The following is a 23,990-nucleotide window of genomic DNA, read 5'->3' on the forward strand; positions in this document are numbered from 1 at the left end:
GGCCGTGTTGTTGGTGTTGTGTGCAGTCAAGCTCTAGATCCAGCCGCCCCACTGCAAGACGAAAATTCCGATGTTGGTGGTGATGGCCGCCATCAGTGTAGTGATCACGATGATCGAGGCGGCCAGTTCGTGGTTGCCGTTGGCCGCCCGCGCCATCACATAGCTCGCCGCCGCGGTGGGGCTGCCGATGTAGAGGAACAGGATGCCCAGCTCGGCCCCGCGGAAACCGCAGAGCCAGGCGCCCAGGGTACCCAGCAGCGGCAGCCAGACCATCTTCACCAGGCTCACATCGAACGCCAGCCTGCCGCTGTCGCGCAGCGCCGCCAGCGACAAGGTGCCACCGATGCAGATCAGCGCCAGCGGCAAGGTCATCTGCGCCAGGTAGTCGGCAGACGTCAGCAGCCAGTTGGGCAGCGGCACCTGGCCATAGGCCATGGGCGTTGCGAGCAGCACGCTGATGATCAGCGGGTTGCTGAGAATGCTCTTGCAGATGCTCCACGGGTCGGACTTCAGGTCCGGGCTGTACACCGCCAGTACCACTGCCGACAGCGAGTTGTACATGAGGATAACCAGCCCGGCCAGCACCGCGCCGAGGGAGATACCGTAGTCGCCGTAGAGGCTGGCGGCCAGCGCCAGGCCGATCACGCCATTGTTGCCGCGAAATGCGCCCTGGGTGTAGATCCCTCGGTCCGCCTGCGGACAGCGCCAGATCGCCAGGCCCCAGGCCAGGCCGAACCCCACCAGGGTGGCAACGATGAAGTAGAGGATGACCCCGGGCTTGACCGCGGCGGCCAGGTCGGCGTGGTAGATGCCAAGGAACAATAGCGCCGGCATGCAGACGTTGAACACCAGCGATGACGCGACCTTGCTGAAGTTGTCGTCGATCACGCGGATGCGCTTGAGCAGCACGCCCATGAACAGCATGGCGAACACGGGCGCCGTGATGTTCAGTGTCTGGATAAGAAGGGCGAGCATGCAGCTTGATCCTGGGAGTTGCCGTTAGGGGGCTAATCATACGTTAGTGCCAGGGCCTTGCGCCCATCGAAGGTGCCAGTTGGCAGCACAAACTGAGCTTGACGTAGGAAATTTCCCGAATATGATGGTGAATACTGTATATACATACAGTTCAAAATGGATTATCCCGACATCGCAAGGAGCTGATCATGTCAGGAATGCAAACCGCGCCCGTGGCCAACCAAGCCCAGGCCAAACAGGTCGTTGCCGACCTCGATCAATTGTTCGACCCGCAGGGCATCGACCTTCCCGGCCCGGACAGCCAGCTGATGCTGGTCATGCACGGCCACCACACCCTCAAGTACCATCGCTTCGCCGTGCCACAAGGCACAGGCCAAGCGCCCAAACGCAAACCCGAGCTGTTCTTCGAAGGGGGTGAGCACACCGCTATCGGTGACAACACCCTGCTGCGCTATGAAGCTGGCCAGCCGGGCATCCCCGCCCACCAGTCGCCCCTGCCGTTGCCCAACGGCCTGAGCCTGACCTACGGCCAGGTCATCGCCCTGGGCGGCGACTTCTATGGCGTACCCGAGCGACCCATCGCCGATGGCGCCAGCGAGGCCGAACGCATCACACGCTTCACCCAGGCCTTCGACTCCCTGGCTCGTCTGCCGGCGGCCAAGGAAGAAGCCGGGCAGATCCTCGCCGTGATGCAGGAAGAAATCGCCGCCGCCAACCAGGCCATCCAGGACGGCCGCCAGCCCCACGAAGCCTACGACGCACTGGGCGACAGCCTGTCGGCACGCTGGAATCGCATCACCGGCGGCGGCAGTTTCGCGTCCGACCTGTTCCCGCTTGGCCGCTACCTGAAGCTGGCCGCCAGCAACTGGGACCATTTCGGCCCCTGGGCGCTGCTGGCCTACCAGGCCGGCCACGCCGCAGCCTTGCAGCAAGCCGTGAAGGCGCATGCCAGTGGCGAAGAGCGCGACCTGCAACTGGCCTACGCCATGAATGCCTTCGCCGATCACTTCCTCACTGACCTGTTCTCCGCCGGCCATTTGCGGGTGCCGCGCAAGGCCCTGGCCGACAGCGTCACCCCGAGCGACGTCGGCTCGCTGATTTCGCGCTTCATGCACGATGAAGACAGCAAGTACGGCCTGCTGGTGCGCAACGCCGAAGGCGAGCAATGGCGCGCCTATGGCGACAAACGCTACTTCGACAGCGTCGATGTGGCCAACCGTCGCCAGGTCGGCCGGGCAGTGCAGCGCTCGGCCGACGAGGTGTTCCAGGCGTTCGTCGATGGCCGCCTGCCCTTGGCCAAGGACTATGCCGCCCTGCGCCTGGCGCCGGATCTGCACGCCGCCGAGCAGGACCTGGTGCCGGGCAACTTTGCTCCGCTGTATTTCCAGGACGGCAAGACCGTGTTGCGGCGCAAGGACGTCAACAACCTCAACGACCGCGAGCGCATCGCCGACTGGTGGGGCTGGAGCACCTACCTGCTGCTCAAGGACTACAAGCCCAATACCCCCAGCGGATTCATCGCCCCACCGAGTGCGTCACCGGCCATCATCGGCTGGCAAAGCACCGAACCGGATGGCCTCAACTGGCAGCGGGGCAACTCGGTGCGTTACGCCTTCAGCGTGAGCGAACAGTTCAACGAGTCCTATATCGGGCCGTGGAGCGCCTATGCCCTACTGGGCGAGCAGTTCCACCCGACCGTACAGGTACCGCTGGACGGCAAGCAGCGCGGGCGCAACCTGTTCCGCCAGTTCCGCGGCGGCTCGCCGGAGCTGATCGCCAGCCTGGACAGCGTGGCAACCACTTACATCGATCGCAATGCGTGACAAGGAGGTCACCGATGAACATCAAGATCAAACTGGAGCTGGCTTCGGGTCAGTCGCTGGCAGGCATGCCGCTGGAGTTGCTGCGTGATGGCAAGGTCATTGGCCGGGCCAAGGTGCCGGCTGGAGGGCTGGTGGCGTTCGAGGCGCCTGCTGGTGCAGGGCCACTGGCGGTGCGGGTTGACCGCTCTGGGGTAAAAGCCTTCTAAATACAATCGCGGGGCAAGCCCGCTCCCACGTGGGAGCGGGCTTGCCCCGCGATGCCTTTAGCGCCGTACCGGGCGCTTCTGCAACTTGCGCTGCAAGGTGCGCCGGTGCATGCCCAGCGCTCGCGCGGTGGCGGAGATATTGCCTTCATGCTCGCCCAGCACGCGCTGGATATGCTCCCACTGCAAGCGATCCACCGACATCGGGTTTTCCGGCACCAGGGCATCCAGGTCGGTGTGCTCCGACAGCAGTGCAGCCAGCACATCGTCGGCATCTGCAGGTTTGCACAGGTAGTTGCAGGCCCCGCGCTTCACCGCTTCGACCGCAGTGGCGATGCTCGAGTATCCGGTCAGGATCACCACGCGCATTTCCGGGTCCAGCTCCAGCAGCTTGGGCAGCAGCACCAGGCCCGAATCGCCTTCCATCTTCAGGTCCAGCGTGGCGTAGTCCGGCAGGTCCTGCTCGGCCAGCTTCAAGCCTTCCTCGGCAGAGCTTGCGGTACTCACGCGGAAACCGCGGCGGCTCATGGCCCGCGCCATGACCCGGGTGAAGGTGGCATCGTCATCCACCAGCAGCAGGTGCGGCAGTTCTTCGCCTTCGACCTGGTTTTCTTCGCTCATCATTCATCTCCTCGCTTGCCATGGGGCAGGCGCAATTCGGTCAGGGTGCCACCCTGCTCATGACTATAGAGTTTCACCGAACCGCCCGCACGCGTCACGCTGGCCTTGCTCAAGAACAGGCCCAGGCCGAAGCCTTTGCCCTTGGTGGTAATAAAGGGTTTGCCGATCGCTTCGGCAATGGCCGGCGGCATGCCGGGGCCATGGTCGCGGATGCTGATGACGATGTCCTGGGCGTCCCAGTCAAGGCGCACCTCCAGGTCGTCCGGGCAGGCATCGGCGGCATTGTTCAGCAGGTTCAGCAGGGCCTGGGTCAGGTCGGGCGGCGGCGCCAGTCGCGGTACCTGGCCATCACGCAGGCGCTGGAAACGGTAGCTGGCTTCCGGGCGCATCAGGTGCCAGCGGTTGAGCGCTTCGTCGAGCCAGGCCGTGACGTCCTGCTCGACGATGGCCAGGCGGCGGTTGGCTTCGGCAGCGCGTACCAGTTGCTGCAGGGTTTCCTTGCACAGCTTGACCTGGTCCTGAAGGATCTGCAGGTCTTCCTGCAGCAACGGATCGGTGTGGTCCTGGCGCATTTCATTGAGCAGCACGCTCATGGTCGCCAACGGCGTGCCCAGCTCATGGGCGGCGCCGGCGGCCTGGGTGGCCACCGCCAGCAGTTGTTCGTCGCGCAGGCTCTCTTCACGGCGCTCGGCACGCAGGTGCTCCTGGCGGCGCAACTCCTCGGCCATGCGTGCGGCGAAGAAAGTAATCACCGCCGCGGCCAGGGCGATACTCAGCCACATGCCGTAGACCTGCATGGTGTCGCGCGACTGCGGCAAGGTTTCCAACGGATAGAACTGCACCAACAGCAGGCTGTAGGCCACCAGGGCGATGCCCGACAGCACCAGCGAGTAGATCCACGGCAGCGTGACGGCGGCGATCGCCAGCGGCACCAGGTAATAAGAGACGAAGGGGTTGGTCGAACCACCGGAGTAATACAGCAGCGCGCTGTGGATAAGCAGGTCGCAGGCCAGTTGCAGCGCGTACTCAAGTTCGGTGACCGGCAGTGACAGGCGCAAGCGCACGGCGGTGAACGCGCACAGCAGCGACGACAGGGCCAAGGTGACCACCAACGAAAACCATGGCAGCGGCAGCAACTCGGTCCAGTAGGCCACGCCCACGGAACCGGCCTGGGCAGCCAGCACAAGGATGCGGATGAAGGTCAGGCGCCAAAGGTTCTGGCGTGTAGCGGACAGCGGATGTGCGGCGGCGAGCATGAGCTCTCCCGATGAGGCTCCAAGAAAATCGGCTGGAGTATACCGAAGCCAGGCGCCTCGCTGCAGCGATGCGGCAAAGCGCCACAGGAGTCAGCTTCAAGACTCTAGCTACAAGCTTCAAGCGTTCTCGCGGCGAACCTTCATTTGATGCTTTGACCTAGGGGCTGTGAAACTTATCTCGATAATACCCACATACTTTCTTACAGCTTGCCGCTTGTCGCTTTGAACTGCCTAAACTGTCCCCGGTCTGATCGGCCATGCGTGGCACGAACGTTCTAACCACGCTTTTCATTGCCAAGGAGCTACACATGCACATTTCCCGTCGCGGCAAAGCCTTCGCCCTGTCCTGCGGCCTGCTCGCCACCCTGCCCGCCGTGGCCGCCGACGAGCCACGCTACAACCAGGTGTCGCTGCGCGCCGAAGTCAGCAAGGAAGTCGCCCGCGACCTGATGGTCGTGACGCTGTACAGCGAAGCGCAGAACAGCGACCCGGGCAAGCTCGCCAAGCAGATCACCGAAACCATGAACAAGGCCGTACAGCAGGCCCGTGACGTGAAGGACGTGAAGATCAGCCAGGGCAGCCGCAATAGCTACCCGATCTACGACACCAAGGGGCAGAAGATCACCGGCTGGCGTGAGCGCGCCGAACTGCGCCTGGAAAGTGCCGATTTCCCGGCCCTGTCCAAGCTCACCGGCGAACTGCTGCAGGACCTGAAGATGGGCGGCATGGACTTCTCCATCGCCCCGGCCACCCGCAAGACCAGCGAAGACGAGCTGCTCAAGGATGCCGTGGCCGCGTTCAAGGCTCGCGCCCAGCTGGCCACCGAAGCGCTCGGCGGCCAGGGCTACAAGGTGGTCAGCCTGAACCTCAACAGCAGCGGCTACCCGCGCCCGTACCTGCGCAGCGCACCGATGGCGATGATGGCCAAGGCTGCCGACGAAGCGGCGCCAGCGCCTGATATCGAGGCCGGCACCAGCGAAGTCAGCATGAGCGCCGATGGCCTGATCGAAGTCCAGGTGCCCTGACCCCTCCAAGTGGATGTCCGTGGCGGTGAAATCCGCCTCGGACAGCACTTTCCGACTATTCCTACGCACCAATCAGGTGCGTCCGTCTGTCATCGAAAATGCGAAACATCTTGAAATTCTTGCAATTTCAGGCCGCGCAAACGATCAACATTCGACAAACTTATATTTTTGCGACATCCATGTACGACCGTCCCACGTTTTGCCGCCAACCACCCTGCTGAGTGTTGCATTGGGAATAGCCCCTGCATAAGTATCCGCAGGTCGGCTCACGAGGCCGCCTCACTCTAAAAAAATGACAACAATGAGGCCACCATGCTCAAACACGCAGTCATTCCGTTCCTGGTCGGCGCAGGCTTGCTAGCCGGCGCTCCCTCCGCCCTCGCCGCGACCAACCTGGTGTTCTGCTCCGAAGGCAGCCCGGCCGGCTTCGACCCAGGCCAATACACCACCGGAACCGACTTCGACGCCTCGGCTGAAACCATCTTCAACCGGCTCACGCAATTCGAACGTGGCGGCACCGCGGTGATTCCGGGCCTGGCCACCAAGTGGGAAGTGTCCGACGACGGCAAGGCCTACGTCTTCCACCTGCGTGAAGGCGTCAAGTTCCACACCACCGACTACTTCAAGCCGACCCGCGAATTCAACGCCGACGACGTGCTGTTCACTTTCAACCGCATGCTCGACAAGGACCAACCGTTCCGCAAGGCGTACCCCACCGAATTCCCGTACTTCACCGACATGGGCATGGACAAGAACATCGCCAAGGTCGAGAAGGTCGATGACCACACCGTGAAGTTCACCCTCAACGAGGTCGACGCCGCGTTCATCCAGAACCTGGCCATGAGCTTCGCCTCGATCCAGTCGGCCGAATACGCCGACCAGTTGCTCAAGCAAGGCAAGCCTGCCGACATCAACCAGAAGCCGATCGGCACCGGCCCATTCGTGTTCAGCAAGTACCAGAAGGACGCGCAGATCCGCTACAAGGGCAACAAGGACTACTGGAAGCCCGAGGACGTGAAGATCGACAACCTGATCTTCGCCATCAGCACCGACGCCTCGGTACGCATGCAGAAGCTCAAGAAGAACGAGTGCCAGGTCACCCTGTTCCCCCGCCCGGCCGATATCCAGCCGCTGAAGCAGGACCCGAAGCTGAAGATGCCCGACCAGGCCGGTTTCAACCTCGGCTACATCGCCTACAACGTGATGGACAAGGTCAAGGGCAGCAACGAGCCTAACCCGCTGTCGCAACTCAAGGTGCGTGAAGCCCTGGACATGGCGGTGAACAAGCAGCAGATCATCGAGTCGGTGTACCAGGGCGCCGGCCAGCTGGCGGTCAACGCCATGCCGCCAACCCAGTGGTCCTACGACACCACCATCAAGGATGCCAAGTACGACCCCGAGAAGGCCAAGCAGCTACTCAAGGAAGCCGGCATCAAGGAAGGCACCGAGATCACCCTGTGGGCCATGCCGGTGCAACGCCCCTATAACCCCAACGCCAAGCTGATGGCCGAAATGCTGCAGTCCGACTGGGCCAAGATCGGTATCAAGGCCAAGATCGTCAGCTACGAATGGGGTGAGTACATCAAGCGCTCCAAGGGCGGTGAGCAGGGTGCCATGCTGATTGGCTGGAGCGGCGACAACGGTGACCCGGACAACTGGCTGGGCACCCTCTATGGCTGCGACGCCATGGACGGCAACAACTTCTCCAAGTGGTGCTACAAGCCGTACGACGACCTGATCAAGCAAGCCAAGGCCACCCCCGACCAGGCTAAACGCACCGAGCTGTACAAGCAGGCGCAACACATCCTCAAGGAACAGGTGCCGATCACCCCGATCGCCCACTCTACCGTGTATCAGCCCATGAGCACGTCCGTGAAGGACTTCAAGATCAGCCCCTTCGGCCTGAACTCCTTCTACGGGGTAAGCGTGGACAAGTAACGGCCATGCCCGCCCCGCCCGCACGGTTTGCGGCGGGGCGATTACATGACCGGGCGGCGCGTAGGACTTTTCCACCGCAGTCGCCGGAATACTCCCGCTCCCTTATCAGTCTCTGAACCATGGCTCCCACGCCTTGACGACTCTATCGTCAGGGCCGGGATGTCATCGCCGCGCTTTGCCTGTCGCGGCCAGAAAAGACCAGGACAAAGGATTTGCCATGCGCCCTACCACGCTGTGCTCCACCCTCTTTGCACTCGGCCTGCTGAGCCACGCGCCGCTGACACTGGCCAACAACCTGGTGTTCTGCTCCGAAGGCAGCCCGGCAGGCTTCGACACCGCCCAGTACACCTCGGCCACCGACAACGATGCCGCCGAACCGATCTACAACCGCCTGGTCGAGTTCGAGCGCGGCGGCACCGCCGTGCATCCAGCCCTGGCCACCGACTGGCAGGTCTCCGACGACGGCCTGCGCTACACCTTCCACCTGCGGCCCGGGGTGAAGTTCCACGCCAACAAGGGCTTCCAGCCCACCAGGGATTTCAACGCCGACGACGTGCTGTTCACCTTCAACCGCATGCTCGACAAGCAGCACCCGTTCCGCCAGGCCTACCCCACCGAATTTCCGTACTTCATCAGCATGGGGCTGGACAAGAACATCGCCAAGGTCGAGAAGACCGCCCCGCTGACCGTGGTGTTCACCCTCAACAAGGTCGATGCCGCGTTCATCCAGAACCTCGCCATGGCCTTCGCCGCGATCCTCTCCGCCGAGTACGCCGAACACCTGCTGGCCGAGGGCAGGCCGAGCGACATCAACCAGAAACCGATCGGCACTGGCCCGTTCGTGTTCCAGCGTTACCAGAAAGACGCGCAGATTCGCTACAAGGGCAACAAGGACTATTGGGCACCGGACCAGGTGAAGCTCGACAACCTGGTGTTCTCCATCAACATCGACCCGTCGGTGCGCATCCAGAAGCTGCGCCGCAACGAATGCCAGGTCACCCTGCACCCGCGCCCGGCCGACCTGCCCGCTCTCAGGCAGGACGGCAAGCTGCAGGTGCTGCAGCAACCCGGCTTCAACCTCGGCTACATCGCCTACAACACCCAGCACCCACCCTTCGACCGCCTCGAAGTACGCCAGGCCATGGACATGGCGGTGAACAAGCAGGCGATCATCCAGGCCGTCTACCAGGAAGCCGGGCAACTTGCGGTCAATGCCATGCCGCCCACGCAGTGGTCCTACGACGACTCGCTCAAGGACGCACCGTTCGACCCGCAAAAGGCCAAGGCCCTGCTCAAGCAGGCCGGGGTCAAGGAAGGCACCGAAATCACCCTCTGGGCCATGCCCGTACAGCGCCCCTACAACCCCAACGCCAAGCTCATGGCCGAAATGCTTCAGGCCGACTGGAGCAAGCTCGGTTTCAAAGTGCGCATCGTCAGCTACGAGTGGGGGGAATACCTCAAGCGCATGAAAAGCGGTGAACACGATATCGCCCTGATCGGCTGGACCGGCGACAACGGCGACCCCGACAACTGGCTGGGCACGCTCTACAACTGTGACGCCATCGGCAGCAACAACTACTCGCTGTGGTGCGACCCGCAGTACGACGCGTTGGTCAAGCAAGCCAAGCAGGTCACCGACCGCGAACAACGCAGCGCCCTCTACCAGCAGGCCCAGCAACGCCTCAAGCAACAGGTACCGATCACGCCCGTGGCCCACTCCACGGTCAACCAACCGCTGAGCAGTAACGTCAACGATTTCAAGGTCAGCCCCTTCGGACGCAACGTTTTCTCCGGCGTCAGTATCGATTGACCCCTGCATGGTCTGGCCGGGAGTGCGACCCACTCCCGCGGCCGCGTGCAGCCTGGATTTGCCTGGCGACCCCAGGCGAATACCTGCAGTACCGCGTCACCGTTGCAGGCCCGGCCCACGAGGCACGGGTGATAACTAAAAGAACAGAAAGGGAGCTTTGATTTTGAAACGCACCATGAAAACCGCATTGGCCTTGTCCATCGGCGCCTTCAGCGCCTTGGCCCAGGCCGAACCGATGAGCCAGGACTTCGTCCCTACCACGCTCAAGTCCAGCAGCGAGCAAGCCGAAGCCAAGGGCTTCATCGACGGCCAGAGCCTGTCCGGCAGTACCCGCAACTGGTATGCCCGCGAACGCGCCACCCGCGCGCCACTGTGGAAGTACTACAAGAGCGACGGTACTCGCAAACCCACCCACAGCCGCGACAACTGGGTGCAGGGCACCATCCTCAACTACAGCTCTGGCTTCACCGAGGGCACCGTGGGCTTCGCCGTCGAGGCCGCCGCCTACAACGCCGTGGCGCTGGAGCGCGGCCGTGCCGCCGTGGCCGGCCCCAACAACCGCACGCTCACCCACAGCGACGGCGACGTGATCGGCCAGTGGAGCAAGATGGGCCTGGGCAACGTCAAGGCGCGGGTGTCCAACACCACCCTCACCCTCGGCCGCCAGGCGGTCGACACCCCGATGATCGCCTACATCGGCAACCGCGCGCTGCCGTCGAGCTTCCAGGGTGCCTTCCTGCACAGCGCCGAGTTCGACAACCTGTCGCTCGACCTGGGCACCTTCGACCGCGTCTCGCCACGTACCGAGCAGAGCCTGAGCAAGTTCCGCAGCGAATACGGCAATGGCGTGGAAACCGACCGCGCCAGCACCGCCGGTATCAACTACCAGCCGCTGAAAAGCCTGAGTACCAGCCTGTACGCCACCAAGGTCGACGACTTCTGGAATCAGTACTACTTCGGCGCCAACCATGTGCTGGGCGACAGCGCGGTGCTGAGCCTGACCACCGGCTTGAACTACTACAAGACCGTAGACGCCGGCAGCAAGAAGATGGGCGAGATCGACAACGACACCTACAGCCTGTCGTTCGGCCTGACCCATCAGGCCCACACCCTGAGCGCGTCGTGGCAGCAGGTGAATGGCAACGAGTACTTCGACTACCTGCATGAAACCAACGGCATCTACCTGGCCAACTCGCTGTTGTCGGACTTCAACGGCCCCAACGAGAAATCGCTGCAGATCAGCTATGTGCTGAACATGGCGCCCTACGGTGTGCCGGGCCTCAAGTTCAACCTGTACAACGCCCGCGGCTGGGGCATCGACGGCACCCACTACAAGGGTAACGTCTACGACGTGAAAGGCCTCGACGGCGAAACCCACTACGAGTGGGGCTTCGGCACCAGCTACGCGGTGCAGAGCGGCCCGCTGAAAGACACCAGCATCCGTGCCACCTACACCGCCCACCGCGCCAGCAAGGCCCAGGGCGATGGCAGCCTCGACGAGTTCCGCCTGGTCACTACCATTCCATTCAACATCCTCTGACCGCTGGCGCCACGGCCCGACTCCCCACGGGCCGTGGCGGCTACGCTGGAATAGCACTGCAGGGAGGTTTCATGAAATCGTTACCGCTACGCGCTGCCCTGGCAGCGGTCATCCTGGGCGCTGCATCCACCGTTGCGGCCAAGCCGCTGGTGGTGTGCACCGAGGCCAGCCCCGAGGGCTTCGACATTGTCCAGTACACCACCGCCGTCACCGCCGACGCCTCGGCCGAGACCATCTTCAATCGCCTGGTCGACTTCAAGCCAGGCACCACGGATATCCAGCCGGCCCTGGCCACCCACTGGGACATCAGCCCGGACGGCCTGGTCTACACCTTCCACCTGCGCGAAGGCGTGAAGTTCCACAGCACCGACTACTTCACCCCCACCCGCGATTTCAACGCCGACGACGTGCTGTGGAGCCTGAACCGCCAGCTCAGGCCAGACCACCCGTGGCACGACAAGAGCAGCGTCGGCTACCCCTATTTCGAGAGCATGGCCTTCAAGGACCTGCTCAAATCGGTGGAGAAGACCGACGACCACACCGTGGTGATCACCCTGACCCGCCCGGAAGCACCCTTCCTGCATGACCTGGGCATGGCCTTCACCTCGATCTACTCCGCCGAATACGGCGACCAGTTGCTCAAGGCCGGCAAAACCGCCGAACTCAACAGCAAGCCCATCGGCACCGGCCCGTTCGTCTTTCAGCGCTACAACAAGGATGCCCAGGTCCGCTACAAGCCCAACCCGGACTACTTCCGTGGCAAGCCACCGGCCGACGCTCTGATCTTCGCCATCGCCACCGACAGCAATGTCCGCCTGCAAAAACTGCGTGCCAACGAGTGCCAGGTGGCGCTGTACCCCAAGCCTGACGACGTGTCCTCGATCAAGGCCGACCCGAAACTCAAGGTTGTCGAGATCGAAGCGCTGGTCACCGGCTACATCGCGATGAACACCGAGCACAAGTACCTGAGCGACGTCCGCGTGCGCAAGGCGATCAACATGGCCTTCGACCGCCAGCCCCACGTCGACCAGTTGTTCGGCAAGGGCAACGCGATGGTAGGGGTCAACCCGTATCCACCGAGCATGCTCGGCTACAACAGTGCCAACCAGAACCCGCCCCACGACCTGGACAAGGCTCGCGCCCTGCTCAAGGAAGCCGGCGTACCGGAAGGCACGGTGATCACGCTGTTCACCCGCAATGGTGGTGGCGCGACCAACCCCAACCCACGCCTGTCAGCGGAAATGCTGCAGGCCGACCTGGCCAAGGTCGGTATCAAGCTCGATATTCGCGTGATGGAATGGGCCGAAATGTTGCGCCGAGCCAAGAACGGCGAGGCCGACCTCGTGTCGACCGGCTGGGCCGGTGACAACGGCGACCCGGACAACTTCCTCAGCCCGCTGCTCAGCTGCGATGCGGCAAAATCCGGCGAGAACTATGCGCGCTGGTGCAACCCCAAGTTCCAGCAGTTGATCACCCGCGCCCGTGAAGCCATCGACAACGACGAACGCGCCAAACTCTATAGCGAAGCGCTGGCGGTGTACGATGAGGACCAACCGTGGATCAGCATGGCCCACCCGAAGATGTTCACTGCGATGCGCGAGAACGTCGAGGGCTACGTGATCAACCCACTGACCAACAATAACTTCGCCACCACCAAGGTGAAGTAGAACAACAACGACCGCCGGCGATCTGCAAGGCAGCCGGCGGCTGTGCCCTTAGTGGCTGATGAGGTACCCCAAACATGTTGAGTTTCATTGCCCGGCGTCTGGGCCTGCTGATCCCGACCTTCTTCGGTATCACCCTGCTGACTTTCGCGCTCATACGCCTGATCCCCGGCGACCCCGTCGAAGTGATGATGGGTGAACGCAGGGTCGACCCCGAAATGCATGCCCAGGCCATGGAGCGCCTTGGCCTGAACAAACCGCTCCCGGTGCAGTACCTGGACTACGTCGGCAAGCTTGCCCAGGGCGATCTCGGTGAGTCGCTGCGCACCCGCGAAAGCGTCTGGCACGAGTTCACCACGCTGTTCCCGGCGACCCTCGAACTGGCCTTTGCCGCCCTGCTGTTCGCCGGCATCATCGGCCTGCTGGCCGGGGTGATCGCCGCGCTCAAGCGCGGTTCGCTGTTCGACCACGGCGTCATGGGCATCTCGCTGGCCGGCTACTCCATGCCAATTTTCTGGTGGGGCCTGATTCTCATCATGTTCTTCTCCGTGAGCCTGGGCTGGACGCCAGTCTCCGGGCGCATCGACCTGCTGTACGACATCGAGCCGAAGACCGGCTTCATGCTCATCGACACCCTGCTCAGCGACGAAGAAGGGGCCTTCAAGGACGCGCTGATGCACCTGATCCTGCCGGCCATCGTGCTGGGCACCATCCCGCTGGCGGTGATCGCCCGCATGACCCGCTCGTCGATGCTCGAAGTGCTGCGCGAGGATTACATCCGCACCGCCCGCGCCAAAGGCCTGTCGCCCGCCCGCGTGGTGTTCATCCACGGCCTGCGCAACGCCCTGATCCCGGTACTGACCGTGTTCGGCCTGCAGGTCGGCACGCTGCTGGCCGGCGCCGTGCTCACCGAAACCATCTTCTCCTGGCCGGGCATTGGCAAATGGCTGATCGAAGCCATCGGCGCCCGTGACTACCCCGTGGTGCAGAACGGCATTCTGCTGATCGCCTGCCTGGTGATCCTGGTCAACTTCGTCGTGGACATCCTCTACGGCCTGGTCAACCCACGCATCCGCCATCAGCGCTGAGGACTTCGTCATGACCAGCCCGATTCCAAAATCCGTCACCCCGCCAGCCGCGGTTGACCAAAGTTTGCTCTACCCCTCGCCCTACAAGGAGTTCTGGCAGGCCTTCTCGCGCAACAAAGGCGCGGTTGCCGGCCTGGCCTTCATGACCCTGGTGGTGTTCTGCGCGCTGTTCGCGCCCTGGGTGGCACCGCACAACCCCAGCGAGCAGTACCGCGACTTCCTGCTCACGCCACCGGTGTGGCTCGAAGGCGGCACCTGGCAGTTCATCCTCGGCACCGACGAACTGGGCCGCGACCTGCTTTCACGGCTTATCCAGGGTGCACGCCTGTCGCTGCTGATTGGCCTGTCGTCGGTGGTGATGTCGCTAATCCCCGGCATCCTGCTGGGCCTGTTGGCCGGGTTCTTCCCGCAGATTCTCGGCCCGTCGATCATGCGCCTGATGGATGTAATGCTCGCCCTGCCCTCGCTGCTGCTGGCCGTGGCCATCGTCGCCATCCTCGGCCCAGGCCTGATCAACACGGTGATCGCCATCGCCATCGTTTCGCTGCCGTCCTACGTGCGCCTGACCCGCGCCGCGGTGATGGGCGAGCTGAACCGTGACTACGTGACCGCCGCACGCCTGGCCGGCGCCAGCCTGCCACGGCTGATGTTCGTCACCGTGCTGCCCAACTGCATGGCCCCGCTGATCGTGCAGGCCACCTTGAGTTTCTCCTCGGCAATCCTCGACGCCGCCGCCCTGGGCTTCCTCGGCCTTGGCGTGCAGCCGCCCACCCCCGAGTGGGGCACCATGCTGGCCTCGGCGCGCGACTACATCGAGCGCGCCTGGTGGGTGGTGAGCCTGCCCGGCCTGACCATCCTGCTCAGTGTCCTGGCCATCAACCTGATGGGCGACGGCCTGCGCGATGCGCTGGACCCGAAACTCAAGAACGCCGCCTGAGGAGACCGCCATGTCACTGTTGCAGATCAACAACCTGAACGTGCGCTTCGGCGACGCCAATGCAGTACCGGTGGTGGACGGCCTCGACCTGAACGTGGACGCCGGCGAGATCCTCGCCATCGTCGGCGAGTCCGGCTCCGGCAAATCGGTCACCATGATGGCCCTGATGGGGCTGATCGACGCCCCCGGGCGCATCACCGCCGATGCCCTCACCTTCGATGGCACCGACATGCTCAAGCTCAGCGGCCGGCAACGGCGCAAGGTGGTGGGCAAGGACATCGCCATGGTCTTCCAGGACCCGATGACCGCGCTCAACCCCAGTTACACCGTGGGCTACCAGATCGAGGAAGTGCTGCGCCAGCACCTCGGGCTCAAGGGCAAGGCCGCCCGCCAGCGGGCCCTGGAGTTGCTGAAAAAAGTCGAGATCCCGGGCGCCGAAAGCCGCCTGGACGCCTACCCGCACCAACTGTCCGGGGGCATGAGCCAACGGGTGGCGATCGCCATGGCCATCGCCGGTGAACCCAAGCTGCTGATCGCCGACGAACCGACCACCGCGCTGGATGTGACCATCCAGGCGCAGATCATGGAGCTGCTGGTCAACCTGCAGAAAGAGCGCAACATGGCGCTCATCCTGATCACCCACGACCTGGCCGTGGTCGCCGAGACCGCCAAACGCGTGTGTGTGATGTATGCAGGCCAAGCCGTCGAGGTCGGCCAGGTGCCGGAACTCTTCGACATCCCTGCCCACCCCTACAGCGAAGCGCTGCTGGCGGCCATCCCCGAGCACAGTATCGGCGCCGAACGCCTGGCCACCCTGCCCGGCATCGTTCCCGGCCGCTACGACCGCCCGCAGGGTTGCCTGTTGTCGCCACGCTGCCCTTACGTGCAGGACAACTGCCGCCGCCAACGCCCCGCCCTCGACCCACAGGCCCATAGCCTGGTGCGTTGCTTCTACCCGCTCAACCAGGAGGTGGCGTGATGGCCGTCGTTCTTTCAGCCCGTGAGCTGACCCGTCACTACGAAGTGTCCCGCGGCCTGTTCAAGGGCCATGCCCTGGTGCGCGCGCTGAACGGCGTGTCGTTCGAACTGGAGGCTGGCAAGACCCTGGCCGTGGTCGGCGAATCGGGATGCGGCAAGTCGACCCTGGCCCGTGCCTTGACCTTGATCGAGGAGCCGTCGTCCGGCTCGCTGCAGATCGCCGGCACCGAGGTCAACGGCGCCGGCAAGGCCGAGCGCAAGCAGCTGCGCCGCGATGTGCAGATGGTGTTCCAAAGCCCTTACGCCTCGCTCAACCCGCGGCAGAAGATCGGTGACCAGTTGGCCGAGCCACTGCTGATCAACACCTCGCTGAGCAAAGCCGAGCGCCGCGAAAAAGTGCAGAAGATGATGGAGCAGGTGGGCCTGCGCCCCGAGCACTACCAGCGCTACCCGCACATGTTTTCCGGTGGTCAGCGCCAGCGCATCGCCCTGGCCCGGGCGATGATGCTGCAGCCCAAGGTGCTGGTGGCGGATGAGCCGACCTCGGCGCTCGACGTGTCGATCCAGGCCCAGGTACTGAACCTGTTCATGGACCTACAGAAGGAGTTCAACACCGCCTACGTGTTCATCTCCCACAACCTGGCGGTGGTGCGCCATGTGGCTGACCAGGTGCTGGTGATGTACCTGGGCCGGCCGGCGGAGATGGGGCCGAAGGAGGATATCTACGAGAAGCCCCTGCATCCGTACACCCAGGCACTGTTGTCGGCGACGCCAGCGATCCATCCGGACCCGCTGAAGCCGAAGATCCGCATTGCCGGTGAACTGCCCAACCCGCTGAATCCGCCGGATGGCTGCGCGTTCCACAAGCGTTGCCCGTATGCCACCGAGCGTTGCGCCAAGGAGGTGCCGGCGCTGAGGCAAGTGGGTACGCGGCAGGTGGCCTGCCACTACGCCGAGCAGTTCCTGTAAACGTCATCGCGGGGCAAGCCCGCTCCCACGAGCCCGCACAGGCCTCGTGGGAGCGGGCTTGCCCCGCGATTTTCTCAATGCATAAAGAACCAGATCAGGATGATCACCGGAATCGGCACACCGATCATCCACAGCAGTATCGAGCGCATGATGCTTCTCCTCGTTCGTGGTCTACCAAGGTCCGTGCAGCGCTCATGCCAGTTGTGTCAAAAAATGACATCCATATGAAACAAGGCCTTAGCTGTTAAGCCGCTTTGATTCGCCGTGCAAAATGCCGGATCACCGCTTGGCCCCGAAGGCGTTCTGCAATGCCTGGCCTTGTCACCCGCAAGCGGGCCAATGCACTATCGCTGCCATGACCTCGACCCCCCTCCCCGACGGCCCTGGGCAAACCCCGCTCACCGCCGACACCGTCATGCGCTACCACCTGTGCTGGAAGCATCGCGACCTGGACGGGGTGATGGCGCTGTACCACCCGGATATCCAGTACCACGACTTCTTCCAGAACCGCGTGCTCGGCCATGATGAGCTGCGCGACTACGTGCGCGCCTGCCTGCCCCATGAGGCCGGCGAGGACATCGTCCACAGCGACCGCATTCGCGTCGACGGCTGCACCGCGTTCATCCAGTACCAGGTCACCGTGCAAGGGGGCGAAGGGCTGGTGGCGTTCCAGTCCAGCGAGGCGATCACGGTCAAGGACGGGTTGATCTGGCGGATCAACGAATACGCAACACTGGTGCGCCAGCACGCCAAAGGCAGCCAGACAGGCGGCCCGCGCCCGGCCACCAGCCGCCTGGGCCTGTCGCCGCGCCAGCTGTCGACCATGGCCCAGGACCTGGAGCACTACTTCAATCACCAGCGCCCCTACCTGGACCCCGAGCTGGACCTGCAACAAGTGGCCGATGAAAGCGGCTACAGCCGCAACCAGATTTCCTACCTGCTCAACCAGGTGCTGGGCCAGAGCTTCTACCGCTACGTCAACCAGGCGCGCCTGCAATACCTGATGGCCGGCCTGGACAACGGCAGCGCCGAAGCCCCTATCGACCAGCTGGCGTTCAATGCCGGGTTCAACTCGCTGTCGGCGTTCTACAAGTGCTTCCGCGAACACACCGGGCTGTCGCCCAAGGCCTACCTCAAGCAAATTTCCCTGCGTGCACGCACGTAAGACAGCCATCGCAGCGCACTAATAGGATCGCCCACAGACCAAGACGGATGTGGAGCCCGACCCGATGCAACCCCTGCGCACGATCAGCCTGTGGATGGACCAGCTCGAAGAGCCGCTGTGCGCACGCCCGGCACTGCGCGCAGACCTGGATCTGGATGTGTGCATCATCGGCGCCGGCTACACCGGGCTGTGGACCGCCTACTACCTCAAGCGCCAGGCCCCGCAGCTGAACATCGCGGTGATCGAGGCCAATATCGCCGGCTTCGGTGCCTCCGGGCGCAACGGTGGCTGGCTGATGGGCAACCTGCTGGGCGAGGACCGCCTGCTGGCCAGCCTGTCACCGCAACAGCGCCGCGCCAGCATCGACCTGCTGCACGGCGTCCCTGACGAAGTGCACAGCGTGCTGCAGCGCGAAGGCATCGACTGCGACTACCGCAAGGGCGGCGTGCTCTACTGTGCAGCCCGCTACCCGGAGCAGGAGCGCAGCCTGCGCGCATGGCTGGACGACCTGTATCGCCAGGGCATGACCGAGGACGACTACCACTGGCTGCGCCCCGAGCAGCTGGATGCGCACCTGCGCATCAGCAACCCCTACGGCGCGATCTTCAGCCCGCACACCGCGACCATCCAGCCGGCCAAGCTGGTGCGCGGGCTGGCCCGAGCAGTGGAAAACCTGGGTGTGCCCATCTACGAAAACACCCCGGCCATCGACTGGCAAACCGGTGAGGTACGCACACCCTTGGCGCGCATCCGCAGCCACTGGGTCGTGCCGGCAGTGGAGGGCTATGCCGCCAGCCTGCCGCCGCTCGGGCGCCATCAGTTGCCCGTGCAGAGCTTGCTGGTGGCCACCGAACCGCTGCCGGAATCGACCTGGGAGCAGATCGGCCTGAGCCAGGGGCAGGCCTTCAGCGAAAACAGCCGCCAGGTCACCTACGGCCAGCGCAGCGCCGATAACCGCCTGGTGTTCGGCGCCCGCGGCGGCTACCGCTTCGGCGGCCGGCTACGCGAAGATTTCACCCTCACCGACAGCGAAGTCGAACTGCGTCGCTACCTGTTCGGCGAGCTGTTCCCGCAACTCAAGCACGTGCGCATCACCCATTCCTGGGGCGGCAACCTGGGCATGGCCCGACGCTTCAGGCCGCACATGCTCTGCGACCGCCAGCGTGGCGTCGCGCTGTCGGGCGGCTACGGCGGCGAAGGCGTCGGTGCCACCAACCTCGGCGGGCGCACCCTGGCGGCGCTGATCCTCGGCCAGCACAACGCCCTCACCGCACAGCCCTGGGTACACGACAACCGCCCGCTGGCCAGCCTGGCCAGCTGGCCGCCCGAGCCATGCCGCTGGCTGGGCTACAACGCAATCATCCAGAGTTTCGTCCACGAGGACCGGACCCTCGCCAGCCCGGCCAGCGCCCCCTGGCGGCGGCGCCTGGCCAGTGGGCTGGCCGACTTCATGGAAGGCTTCATGCACTGACTTCCCCCTCCACAACAACAGGATCCACCGGTCATGAGCATCACCCAGTTCAAGCACACCGACAGCGCCATCCTGCAGAGCTGCAACCCGGTCGCCGTGCCCCTCGGCGAGCCGGTCGCCGTCACCTCGGTCACCTGCGTCGAACGCAGCGACGGGGTCGAGACCGGCATCTGGGAATGCACCCCCGGGCGCTGGCGGCGGCAGATCGTGCAACAGGAGTTCTGCCATTTCATCAAGGGCCGTTGCACCTTCACCCCCGACGGTGGCGAGCCCCTGGTCATAGAAGCCGGAGACGCACTGATGCTACCGGCCAACAGCGTCGGCACCTGGGACATCCAGGAGACCGTGCGCAAGACCTACGTTCTGATCTTCTGATCCGCTGATCGCCTGCCTTCGATAACAACAGACAAAGCAAGGTAACCCCGACATGCGCACGCTCCTTCTCGCTCCCCTGATGCTGGCCGCCAGCGTGGCCAGTGCCGCCGACTCGGTGAAGATCTACAACTGGTCGAGCTACATCGCCCCCGACACCTTGAAGAACTTCCAGCAGGCCAGTGGCATCGTGCCGACCTACGACGTGTTCGACAGCAACGAGACCCTCGACGGCAAGCTGATGACCGGCAACTCCGGCTACGACGTGGTGTTCCCCTCCAACCACTTCATGGCCCGGCAGATCCAGGGCAAGGCCCTGAAGAAGCTGGACAAGTCGCAGTTGCCCAACTGGAAGAACCTCAACCCGGTGCTGCTCAAGGCCCTGGAAGTCAACGACCCGGGCAACCAGTACGGTTTCCCGTACCTGTGGGGCAGCACCGGCATCGGCTACAACATCGACAAGGTCAAGGCGGTACTGGGCGACAACGCCCCGGTCGATTCCTGGGACCTGATCTTCAAGCCCGAGTACATCGGCAAGCTGAAAAGCTGCGGCGTGGCGGTGCTGGACAACGGCCCCGAACTGCTGCCGATCGCCCTGCATTACCTGGGCTTGCCGCAGCACAGCCAGGACCCGGCCGACTACGACAAGGCCAAGGCGCTGCTGATGAAAGTGCGCCCGTACATCAGCTACTTCCACTCATCGAAGTACACCGGCGACCTGGCCAATGGCGATGTGTGCGTGGTGGTGGGTTTCTCGGGCGACGTGCTGCAGGCGAAAAACCGCGCCGAAGAGGCGAAGAACGGGGTGAAGGTGGGGTATTCGATCCCCAAGGAAGGCGCGCCGTTGTGGTTCGACATGGTCGCCATGCCGGCCGATGCGCCGGACGAAAAAGCCGGCTACGCCTACATGAACTACCTGTTGCAGCCTGAGGTGATGGCGGGCATCAGCAACTTCGTGCAGTACGCCAATGGCAACCAGCAGGCCGACGCGAAGGTGGACCCGGCCATCAAGGGCAACACGATGATCTACCCGAGCGAGGATGTGATGGGCAAGCTGTATGCCCTGGAGGCGATGCCGGCGAAGATTGACCGCATCAGGACGCGAATCTGGACCAGCATAAAAGCAGGCAACTGACATTCGTCAGTTGCAAAGTCTCAAGCTGCAAGCGGCAAGAAGAAACGGGCCAATTCGGGCCCGCTTCTTCTTGTAGCTTGTAGCTTGCAACTTGAAACTTGTCGCTGCTGTCAGTGGTGCTCGCGGGTCGCGCGGAACTTCACATCCGGCCAGCGCTCTTCCATCAGCGACAGGTTGACTCGGGTCGGCGCCAGGTAGGTCAGGTGCCCACCGCCGTCGATGGCCAGGTTCTCCATGGCCTTGTTCTGGAAGTCCTCGAGCTTCTTCTTGTCATCGCAGCTGATCCAGCGCGCCGACCACACGGTGATGGGCTCGTAGGCGCACTCGACCTTGTACTCTTCCTTCAAACGGCTGGCGACCACATCGAACTGCAGCACACCGACCGCACCCAGGATGATGTCGTTGCTGCGCTGGGGGAAGAACACCTGGGTCGCACCCTCTTCGGCCAACTGCTGCAGGCCCTGGCGCAGCTGCTTGGATTTCAGCGGGTCCTTCAGGCGCACGCGGCGGAACAGCTCCGGGGCGAAGTGCGGGATACCGGTAAAGCCCAGCGCCTCGCCTTCGGTGAAGGTGTCGCCGATCTGAATGGTGCCGTGGTTGTGCAGGCCGATGATGTCGCCGGCGAAGGCCTCGTCGAGCTGTTCACGCTCGGAGGAGAAGAAGGTCAGCGCATCGCCGATGCGCAGGTCCTTGCCGGTGCGTACGTGGCGCATCTTCATGCCCTTTTCGTACTTGCCCGAGCAGATGCGCATGAAGGCGATACGGTCGCGGTGCTTCGGGTCCATGTTCGCCTGGATCTTGAACACGAAGCCCGAGAATTTCTCTTCCACCGGCTCCACGGTACGCTCGTGGGCCACACGTGCCAACGGGCGCGGCGCCCAGTCGACCACCGCGTCGAGCACATGGTCGACACCGAAGTTGCCCAATGCGGTACCAAAGAACACCGGGGTGAGCTGGCCGTTGATGAACTCGTCCTGGTCGAACTCGTGGCAGGCGCCCTGCACCAGCTCCAGTTGCTCGAGGAAGCGCTCGTATTCGTCACCCAGGTGCGCGCGGGCTTCATCGGAGTCGAGCTTTTCGATGATCTTCACCGCGGTACGCTCGTGGCCGTGGCCTGGGGTGTAGACGATGATGTAGTCGCCCGCCAGGTGGTACACACCCTTGAAGTCGCGGTAGCAACCGATCGGCCAGGTGATCGGCGCGGCCTTGATCTTAAGTACTGCCTCGATTTCGTCGAGCAGCTCGATCGGGTCGCGGATATCACGGTCGAGTTTGTTGATGAAGCTGACGATGGGCGTATCGCGCAGGCGGCAGACGTCCATCAGGGCGATGGTGCGCGGCTCTACACCCTTACCGCCGTCGAGCACCATCAGCGCCGAGTCCACCGCGGTCAGGGTGCGGTAGGTGTCTTCCGAGAAGTCTTCGTGGCCGGGGGTGTCGAGCAGGTTGATCATGTGCTCGCGGTAGGGGAACTGCATCACCGAGGTGGTGATGGAGATGCCGCGCTGCTTCTCCATTTCCATCCAGTCGGAGGTGGCGTGGCGGTCGGACTTGCGCGACTTCACGGTGCCCGCGACGGAGATCGCCTTGCCCATCAGCAGGAGCTTCTCGGTGATGGTGGTCTTACCGGCGTCGGGGTGGGAAATGATTGCGAAAGTGCGGCGTTTCGCGACTTCGGCGGCCTGGTTGGTCATGGGAAATCGCCTGACTGGGGGATTAAAAAAGGGGCCGTATCATACCTGAAGTTGGTCCTAGACCAAAATTTGCGGAACCAGCGGCACCTGTTCCGGCCCTTTCGCGGGTGAACCCGCTCCCACAGGTACTGCACTCGGCCTGAGGTCGGTGGAGAGCTCAGGTACTGCATGGCTATCGCACAAGGCCTAGGGCAATGCAGAACCCTGTGGGAGCGGGTTTACCCGCGAAAGGGCCGGCACTGCCACAGCAAATTCATCAGGCAACCGCTTCATCACGACAAATGGCCACAGCACAGTTATTTCAACGCCTGTAGCGCATTAACCTGCTGTTTTTTCTCGCCAGAATCCCTTCACCCCAGTGATTAACACTGGCCAAATGCCGCCTCAGATGGGAACCTTTACGCCCACGGAGACGTCCACTCCCCTGCAACCCGCTTCGGTTGGGGGATTGGTTTCATCAGCATTTTCGGGCCCGACGGGGTTCGGCTCATGGCGTGATCGCGGCGTTCTGCCCGCCTCGCGCTGCTACTCGCGTTCACACCGCCCGCCGCCAGGAATGGCCGGCCACACGGGGGTGCGAGCGCCGACTACAAGAAGGAGTCCGCCTGTGGCTGCACGCTACGGAAAAGGGCTGTTGGGATGGGCCGCCGTGCTCGTCATCCTGGCCCTGCTGGTCCACTGGATCGGCATCGATACGATCGCCCGCTACCGCGACGATCTTGCTTTCTACCTGCAAGCGCACCTGATGCTGGTGCTGGCTTCGATGGCGGCGGCGTTGGCCGTGGGCATCCCCGCCGGCATTGCCCTGAGTCGACCGCAACGGGTCGACAAAGCCGAACGCTTCATGCAGTTCTTCAACATTGGCAACACCATTCCTCCCCTGGCCGTCCTGGCCATCGCCCTGAGCGTTCTGGGCATCGGCGCAGGTCCTGCGATCTTCGCGCTGTTCCTCGCCTCGCTGCTGCCCATCGTGCGCAACACCTACGAGGGCCTGAAAAACGTCCCTGCCTCGCTCAAGGAAGCCGCCACCGGCATCGGCATGACCCCGCGCCAGCAGTTGTGGCAGGTGGAGTTGCCCAACGCCGTGCCGATCATTGTCGGCGGCGTGCGGGTGGCCCTGGCCTTGAACGTGGGCACCGCGCCCCTGGCGTTCCTGATCGGCGCCAACAGCCTGGGCAGTTTGATCTTCCCCGGCATCGCCCTGAACAACCAACCGCAGCTGTTGCTCGGCGCCGCGTGCACGGCACTGCTGGCCCTGGTGCTCGACGCGCTGGTAAGTGCCTCCAGCAAGCGCTGGCTGGAACGTGGCCTGGCCCACTAAAAAAG

20 protein-coding genes are annotated in these 23,990 nt (G+C 63.5%); 16 read left to right on the top strand and 4 right to left on the bottom strand.

Features of this window, described 5'->3' with window-relative positions; all coding sequences use genetic code 11:
- Window positions 1–33: 33 nt before the first annotated feature.
- Complete coding sequence (locus tag LOY51_RS21830; RefSeq protein WP_125465363.1) at window positions 34–975, bottom strand: AEC family transporter; 942 nt, start codon at window positions 973–975, stop codon at window positions 34–36.
- 188 nt (window positions 976–1,163) lie between these two features.
- Here LOY51_RS21830 and LOY51_RS21835 point away from each other — a divergent pair, with 188 nt between their 5' ends.
- Both LOY51_RS21835 and LOY51_RS21840 read left to right on the top strand, forming a co-directional pair.
- On the top strand, window positions 1,164–2,798 hold the full coding sequence (locus LOY51_RS21835; RefSeq protein ID WP_125860109.1) for a phospholipase: 1,635 nt from the start codon (window positions 1,164–1,166) through the stop codon (window positions 2,796–2,798).
- 14 nt (window positions 2,799–2,812) lie between these two features.
- Entirely contained in the window at window positions 2,813–3,004 is a 192-nt protein-coding gene (locus LOY51_RS21840; protein WP_258643025.1) for a hypothetical protein, read from the top strand.
- A 57-nt stretch (window positions 3,005–3,061) separates the two neighbouring features.
- Here LOY51_RS21840 and LOY51_RS21845 read toward each other — a convergent pair whose 3' ends face one another.
- Together LOY51_RS21845 and LOY51_RS21850 are read right to left on the bottom strand one after the other, a co-directional pair.
- Entirely contained in the window at window positions 3,062–3,622 is a 561-nt protein-coding gene (locus LOY51_RS21845) for a response regulator transcription factor (RefSeq protein ID WP_110993462.1), read from the bottom strand.
- The gene (locus tag LOY51_RS21850; RefSeq protein ID WP_110993463.1) at window positions 3,622–4,878 is read right to left on the bottom strand and encodes an ATP-binding protein; all 1,257 of its coding nucleotides are present in this window, start codon (window positions 4,876–4,878) and stop codon (window positions 3,622–3,624) included. Before LOY51_RS21850 ends, LOY51_RS21845 begins: the two co-directional genes overlap by 1 nt.
- Window positions 4,879–5,186: 308 nt before the next feature.
- Here LOY51_RS21850 and LOY51_RS21855 point away from each other — a divergent pair, with 308 nt between their 5' ends.
- From LOY51_RS21855 to LOY51_RS21915, 13 genes are all read left to right on the top strand, one after another.
- Window positions 5,187–5,903 (top strand): SIMPL domain-containing protein, encoded by a 717-nt coding sequence (locus LOY51_RS21855; RefSeq protein WP_258643028.1) that lies wholly within the window; start codon window positions 5,187–5,189, stop codon window positions 5,901–5,903.
- Between the two features lie 312 nt (window positions 5,904–6,215).
- Window positions 6,216–7,841 carry an ABC transporter substrate-binding protein gene (locus LOY51_RS21860; protein ID WP_125465367.1) on the top strand — a complete coding sequence of 542 codons (1,626 nt, stop codon included), beginning with the start codon at window positions 6,216–6,218 and terminating at the stop codon, window positions 7,839–7,841.
- A 217-nt stretch (window positions 7,842–8,058) separates the two neighbouring features.
- Window positions 8,059–9,651: an ABC transporter substrate-binding protein gene (locus LOY51_RS21865; RefSeq protein ID WP_125860115.1), complete on the top strand. Its 1,593-nt coding sequence runs from the start codon at window positions 8,059–8,061 to the stop codon at window positions 9,649–9,651.
- 175 nt (window positions 9,652–9,826) lie between these two features.
- Entirely contained in the window at window positions 9,827–11,191 is a 1,365-nt protein-coding gene (locus tag LOY51_RS21870) for an OprD family porin (RefSeq protein WP_125860117.1), read from the top strand.
- A 71-nt stretch (window positions 11,192–11,262) separates the two neighbouring features.
- A complete protein-coding gene (locus LOY51_RS21875) occupies window positions 11,263–12,858 on the top strand; it encodes an ABC transporter substrate-binding protein (protein WP_258643030.1) in 1,596 nt (531 codons plus the stop codon).
- A gap of 74 nt (window positions 12,859–12,932) precedes the next feature.
- Window positions 12,933–13,943 (top strand): ABC transporter permease subunit, encoded by a 1,011-nt coding sequence (locus tag LOY51_RS21880; protein ID WP_125465371.1) that lies wholly within the window; start codon window positions 12,933–12,935, stop codon window positions 13,941–13,943.
- Between the two features lie 10 nt (window positions 13,944–13,953).
- Window positions 13,954–14,880 (top strand): ABC transporter permease subunit, encoded by a 927-nt coding sequence (locus LOY51_RS21885; RefSeq protein WP_125465372.1) that lies wholly within the window; start codon window positions 13,954–13,956, stop codon window positions 14,878–14,880.
- 10 nt (window positions 14,881–14,890) lie between these two features.
- On the top strand, window positions 14,891–15,859 hold the full coding sequence (locus tag LOY51_RS21890) for an ABC transporter ATP-binding protein (RefSeq protein ID WP_125860121.1): 969 nt from the start codon (window positions 14,891–14,893) through the stop codon (window positions 15,857–15,859).
- Window positions 15,859–16,827 (top strand): peptide ABC transporter ATP-binding protein, encoded by a 969-nt coding sequence (locus tag LOY51_RS21895; protein ID WP_110993472.1) that lies wholly within the window; start codon window positions 15,859–15,861, stop codon window positions 16,825–16,827. The genes LOY51_RS21890 and LOY51_RS21895 overlap by 1 nt, the downstream gene beginning before the upstream one ends.
- 355 nt (window positions 16,828–17,182) lie before the next feature.
- The gene (locus tag LOY51_RS21900) at window positions 17,183–17,992 is read left to right on the top strand and encodes a helix-turn-helix domain-containing protein (protein ID WP_258643033.1); all 810 of its coding nucleotides are present in this window, start codon (window positions 17,183–17,185) and stop codon (window positions 17,990–17,992) included.
- A 64-nt stretch (window positions 17,993–18,056) separates the two neighbouring features.
- Window positions 18,057–19,463, top strand: a complete 1,407-nt coding sequence (locus LOY51_RS21905) for an NAD(P)/FAD-dependent oxidoreductase (RefSeq protein WP_258643035.1) — start codon at window positions 18,057–18,059, stop codon at window positions 19,461–19,463.
- Window positions 19,464–19,496: 33 nt separating this feature from the next.
- Window positions 19,497–19,838: a cupin domain-containing protein gene (locus LOY51_RS21910; protein ID WP_125465379.1), complete on the top strand. Its 342-nt coding sequence runs from the start codon at window positions 19,497–19,499 to the stop codon at window positions 19,836–19,838.
- Window positions 19,839–19,890: 52 nt separating this feature from the next.
- Complete coding sequence (locus LOY51_RS21915) at window positions 19,891–20,970, top strand: polyamine ABC transporter substrate-binding protein (protein WP_110993476.1); 1,080 nt, start codon at window positions 19,891–19,893, stop codon at window positions 20,968–20,970.
- A 110-nt stretch (window positions 20,971–21,080) separates the two neighbouring features.
- Here LOY51_RS21915 and LOY51_RS21920 read toward each other — a convergent pair whose 3' ends face one another.
- Entirely contained in the window at window positions 21,081–22,664 is a 1,584-nt protein-coding gene (locus LOY51_RS21920; RefSeq protein ID WP_125860125.1) for a peptide chain release factor 3, read from the bottom strand.
- A 607-nt stretch (window positions 22,665–23,271) separates the two neighbouring features.
- On the opposite strand from LOY51_RS21920, the gene LOY51_RS21925 reads away from it, so the two are divergent.
- Entirely contained in the window at window positions 23,272–23,985 is a 714-nt protein-coding gene (locus tag LOY51_RS21925; protein WP_125860127.1) for an ABC transporter permease, read from the top strand.
- Window positions 23,986–23,990 lie beyond the last annotated feature (5 nt).

This window comes from Pseudomonas sichuanensis, assembly GCF_024749065.1.
GTDB classification, from domain to species: Bacteria; Pseudomonadota; Gammaproteobacteria; order Pseudomonadales; family Pseudomonadaceae; genus Aquipseudomonas; species Aquipseudomonas sichuanensis.

Bases quoted from the DNA above. Each gene is read 5' to 3' on its own strand.
- LOY51_RS21900 (WP_258643033.1), top strand. From the start codon at position 17,183: ATGACCTCGACCCCCCTCCCCGACGGCCCTGGGCAAACCCCGCTCACC.
- LOY51_RS21830 (WP_125465363.1), bottom strand. From the start codon at position 975: ATGCTCGCCCTTCTTATCCAGACACTGAACATCACGGCGCCCGTGTTC.
- LOY51_RS21920 (WP_125860125.1), bottom strand. From the start codon at position 22,664: ATGACCAACCAGGCCGCCGAAGTCGCGAAACGCCGCACTTTCGCAATC.
- LOY51_RS21855 (WP_258643028.1), top strand. From the start codon at position 5,187: ATGCACATTTCCCGTCGCGGCAAAGCCTTCGCCCTGTCCTGCGGCCTG.
- LOY51_RS21870 (WP_125860117.1), top strand. From the start codon at position 9,827: ATGAAAACCGCATTGGCCTTGTCCATCGGCGCCTTCAGCGCCTTGGCC.
- LOY51_RS21880 (WP_125465371.1), top strand. From the start codon at position 12,933: ATGTTGAGTTTCATTGCCCGGCGTCTGGGCCTGCTGATCCCGACCTTC.
- LOY51_RS21835 (WP_125860109.1), top strand. From the start codon at position 1,164: ATGTCAGGAATGCAAACCGCGCCCGTGGCCAACCAAGCCCAGGCCAAA.
- LOY51_RS21905 (WP_258643035.1), top strand. From the start codon at position 18,057: ATGCAACCCCTGCGCACGATCAGCCTGTGGATGGACCAGCTCGAAGAG.
- LOY51_RS21865 (WP_125860115.1), top strand. From the start codon at position 8,059: ATGCGCCCTACCACGCTGTGCTCCACCCTCTTTGCACTCGGCCTGCTG.
- LOY51_RS21850 (WP_110993463.1), bottom strand. From the start codon at position 4,878: ATGCTCGCCGCCGCACATCCGCTGTCCGCTACACGCCAGAACCTTTGG.
- LOY51_RS21840 (WP_258643025.1), top strand. From the start codon at position 2,813: ATGAACATCAAGATCAAACTGGAGCTGGCTTCGGGTCAGTCGCTGGCA.
- LOY51_RS21845 (WP_110993462.1), bottom strand. From the start codon at position 3,622: ATGAGCGAAGAAAACCAGGTCGAAGGCGAAGAACTGCCGCACCTGCTG.
- LOY51_RS21895 (WP_110993472.1), top strand. From the start codon at position 15,859: ATGGCCGTCGTTCTTTCAGCCCGTGAGCTGACCCGTCACTACGAAGTG.
- LOY51_RS21860 (WP_125465367.1), top strand. From the start codon at position 6,216: ATGCTCAAACACGCAGTCATTCCGTTCCTGGTCGGCGCAGGCTTGCTA.
- LOY51_RS21915 (WP_110993476.1), top strand. From the start codon at position 19,891: ATGCGCACGCTCCTTCTCGCTCCCCTGATGCTGGCCGCCAGCGTGGCC.
- LOY51_RS21885 (WP_125465372.1), top strand. From the start codon at position 13,954: ATGACCAGCCCGATTCCAAAATCCGTCACCCCGCCAGCCGCGGTTGAC.
- LOY51_RS21875 (WP_258643030.1), top strand. From the start codon at position 11,263: ATGAAATCGTTACCGCTACGCGCTGCCCTGGCAGCGGTCATCCTGGGC.
- LOY51_RS21910 (WP_125465379.1), top strand. From the start codon at position 19,497: ATGAGCATCACCCAGTTCAAGCACACCGACAGCGCCATCCTGCAGAGC.
- LOY51_RS21890 (WP_125860121.1), top strand. From the start codon at position 14,891: ATGTCACTGTTGCAGATCAACAACCTGAACGTGCGCTTCGGCGACGCC.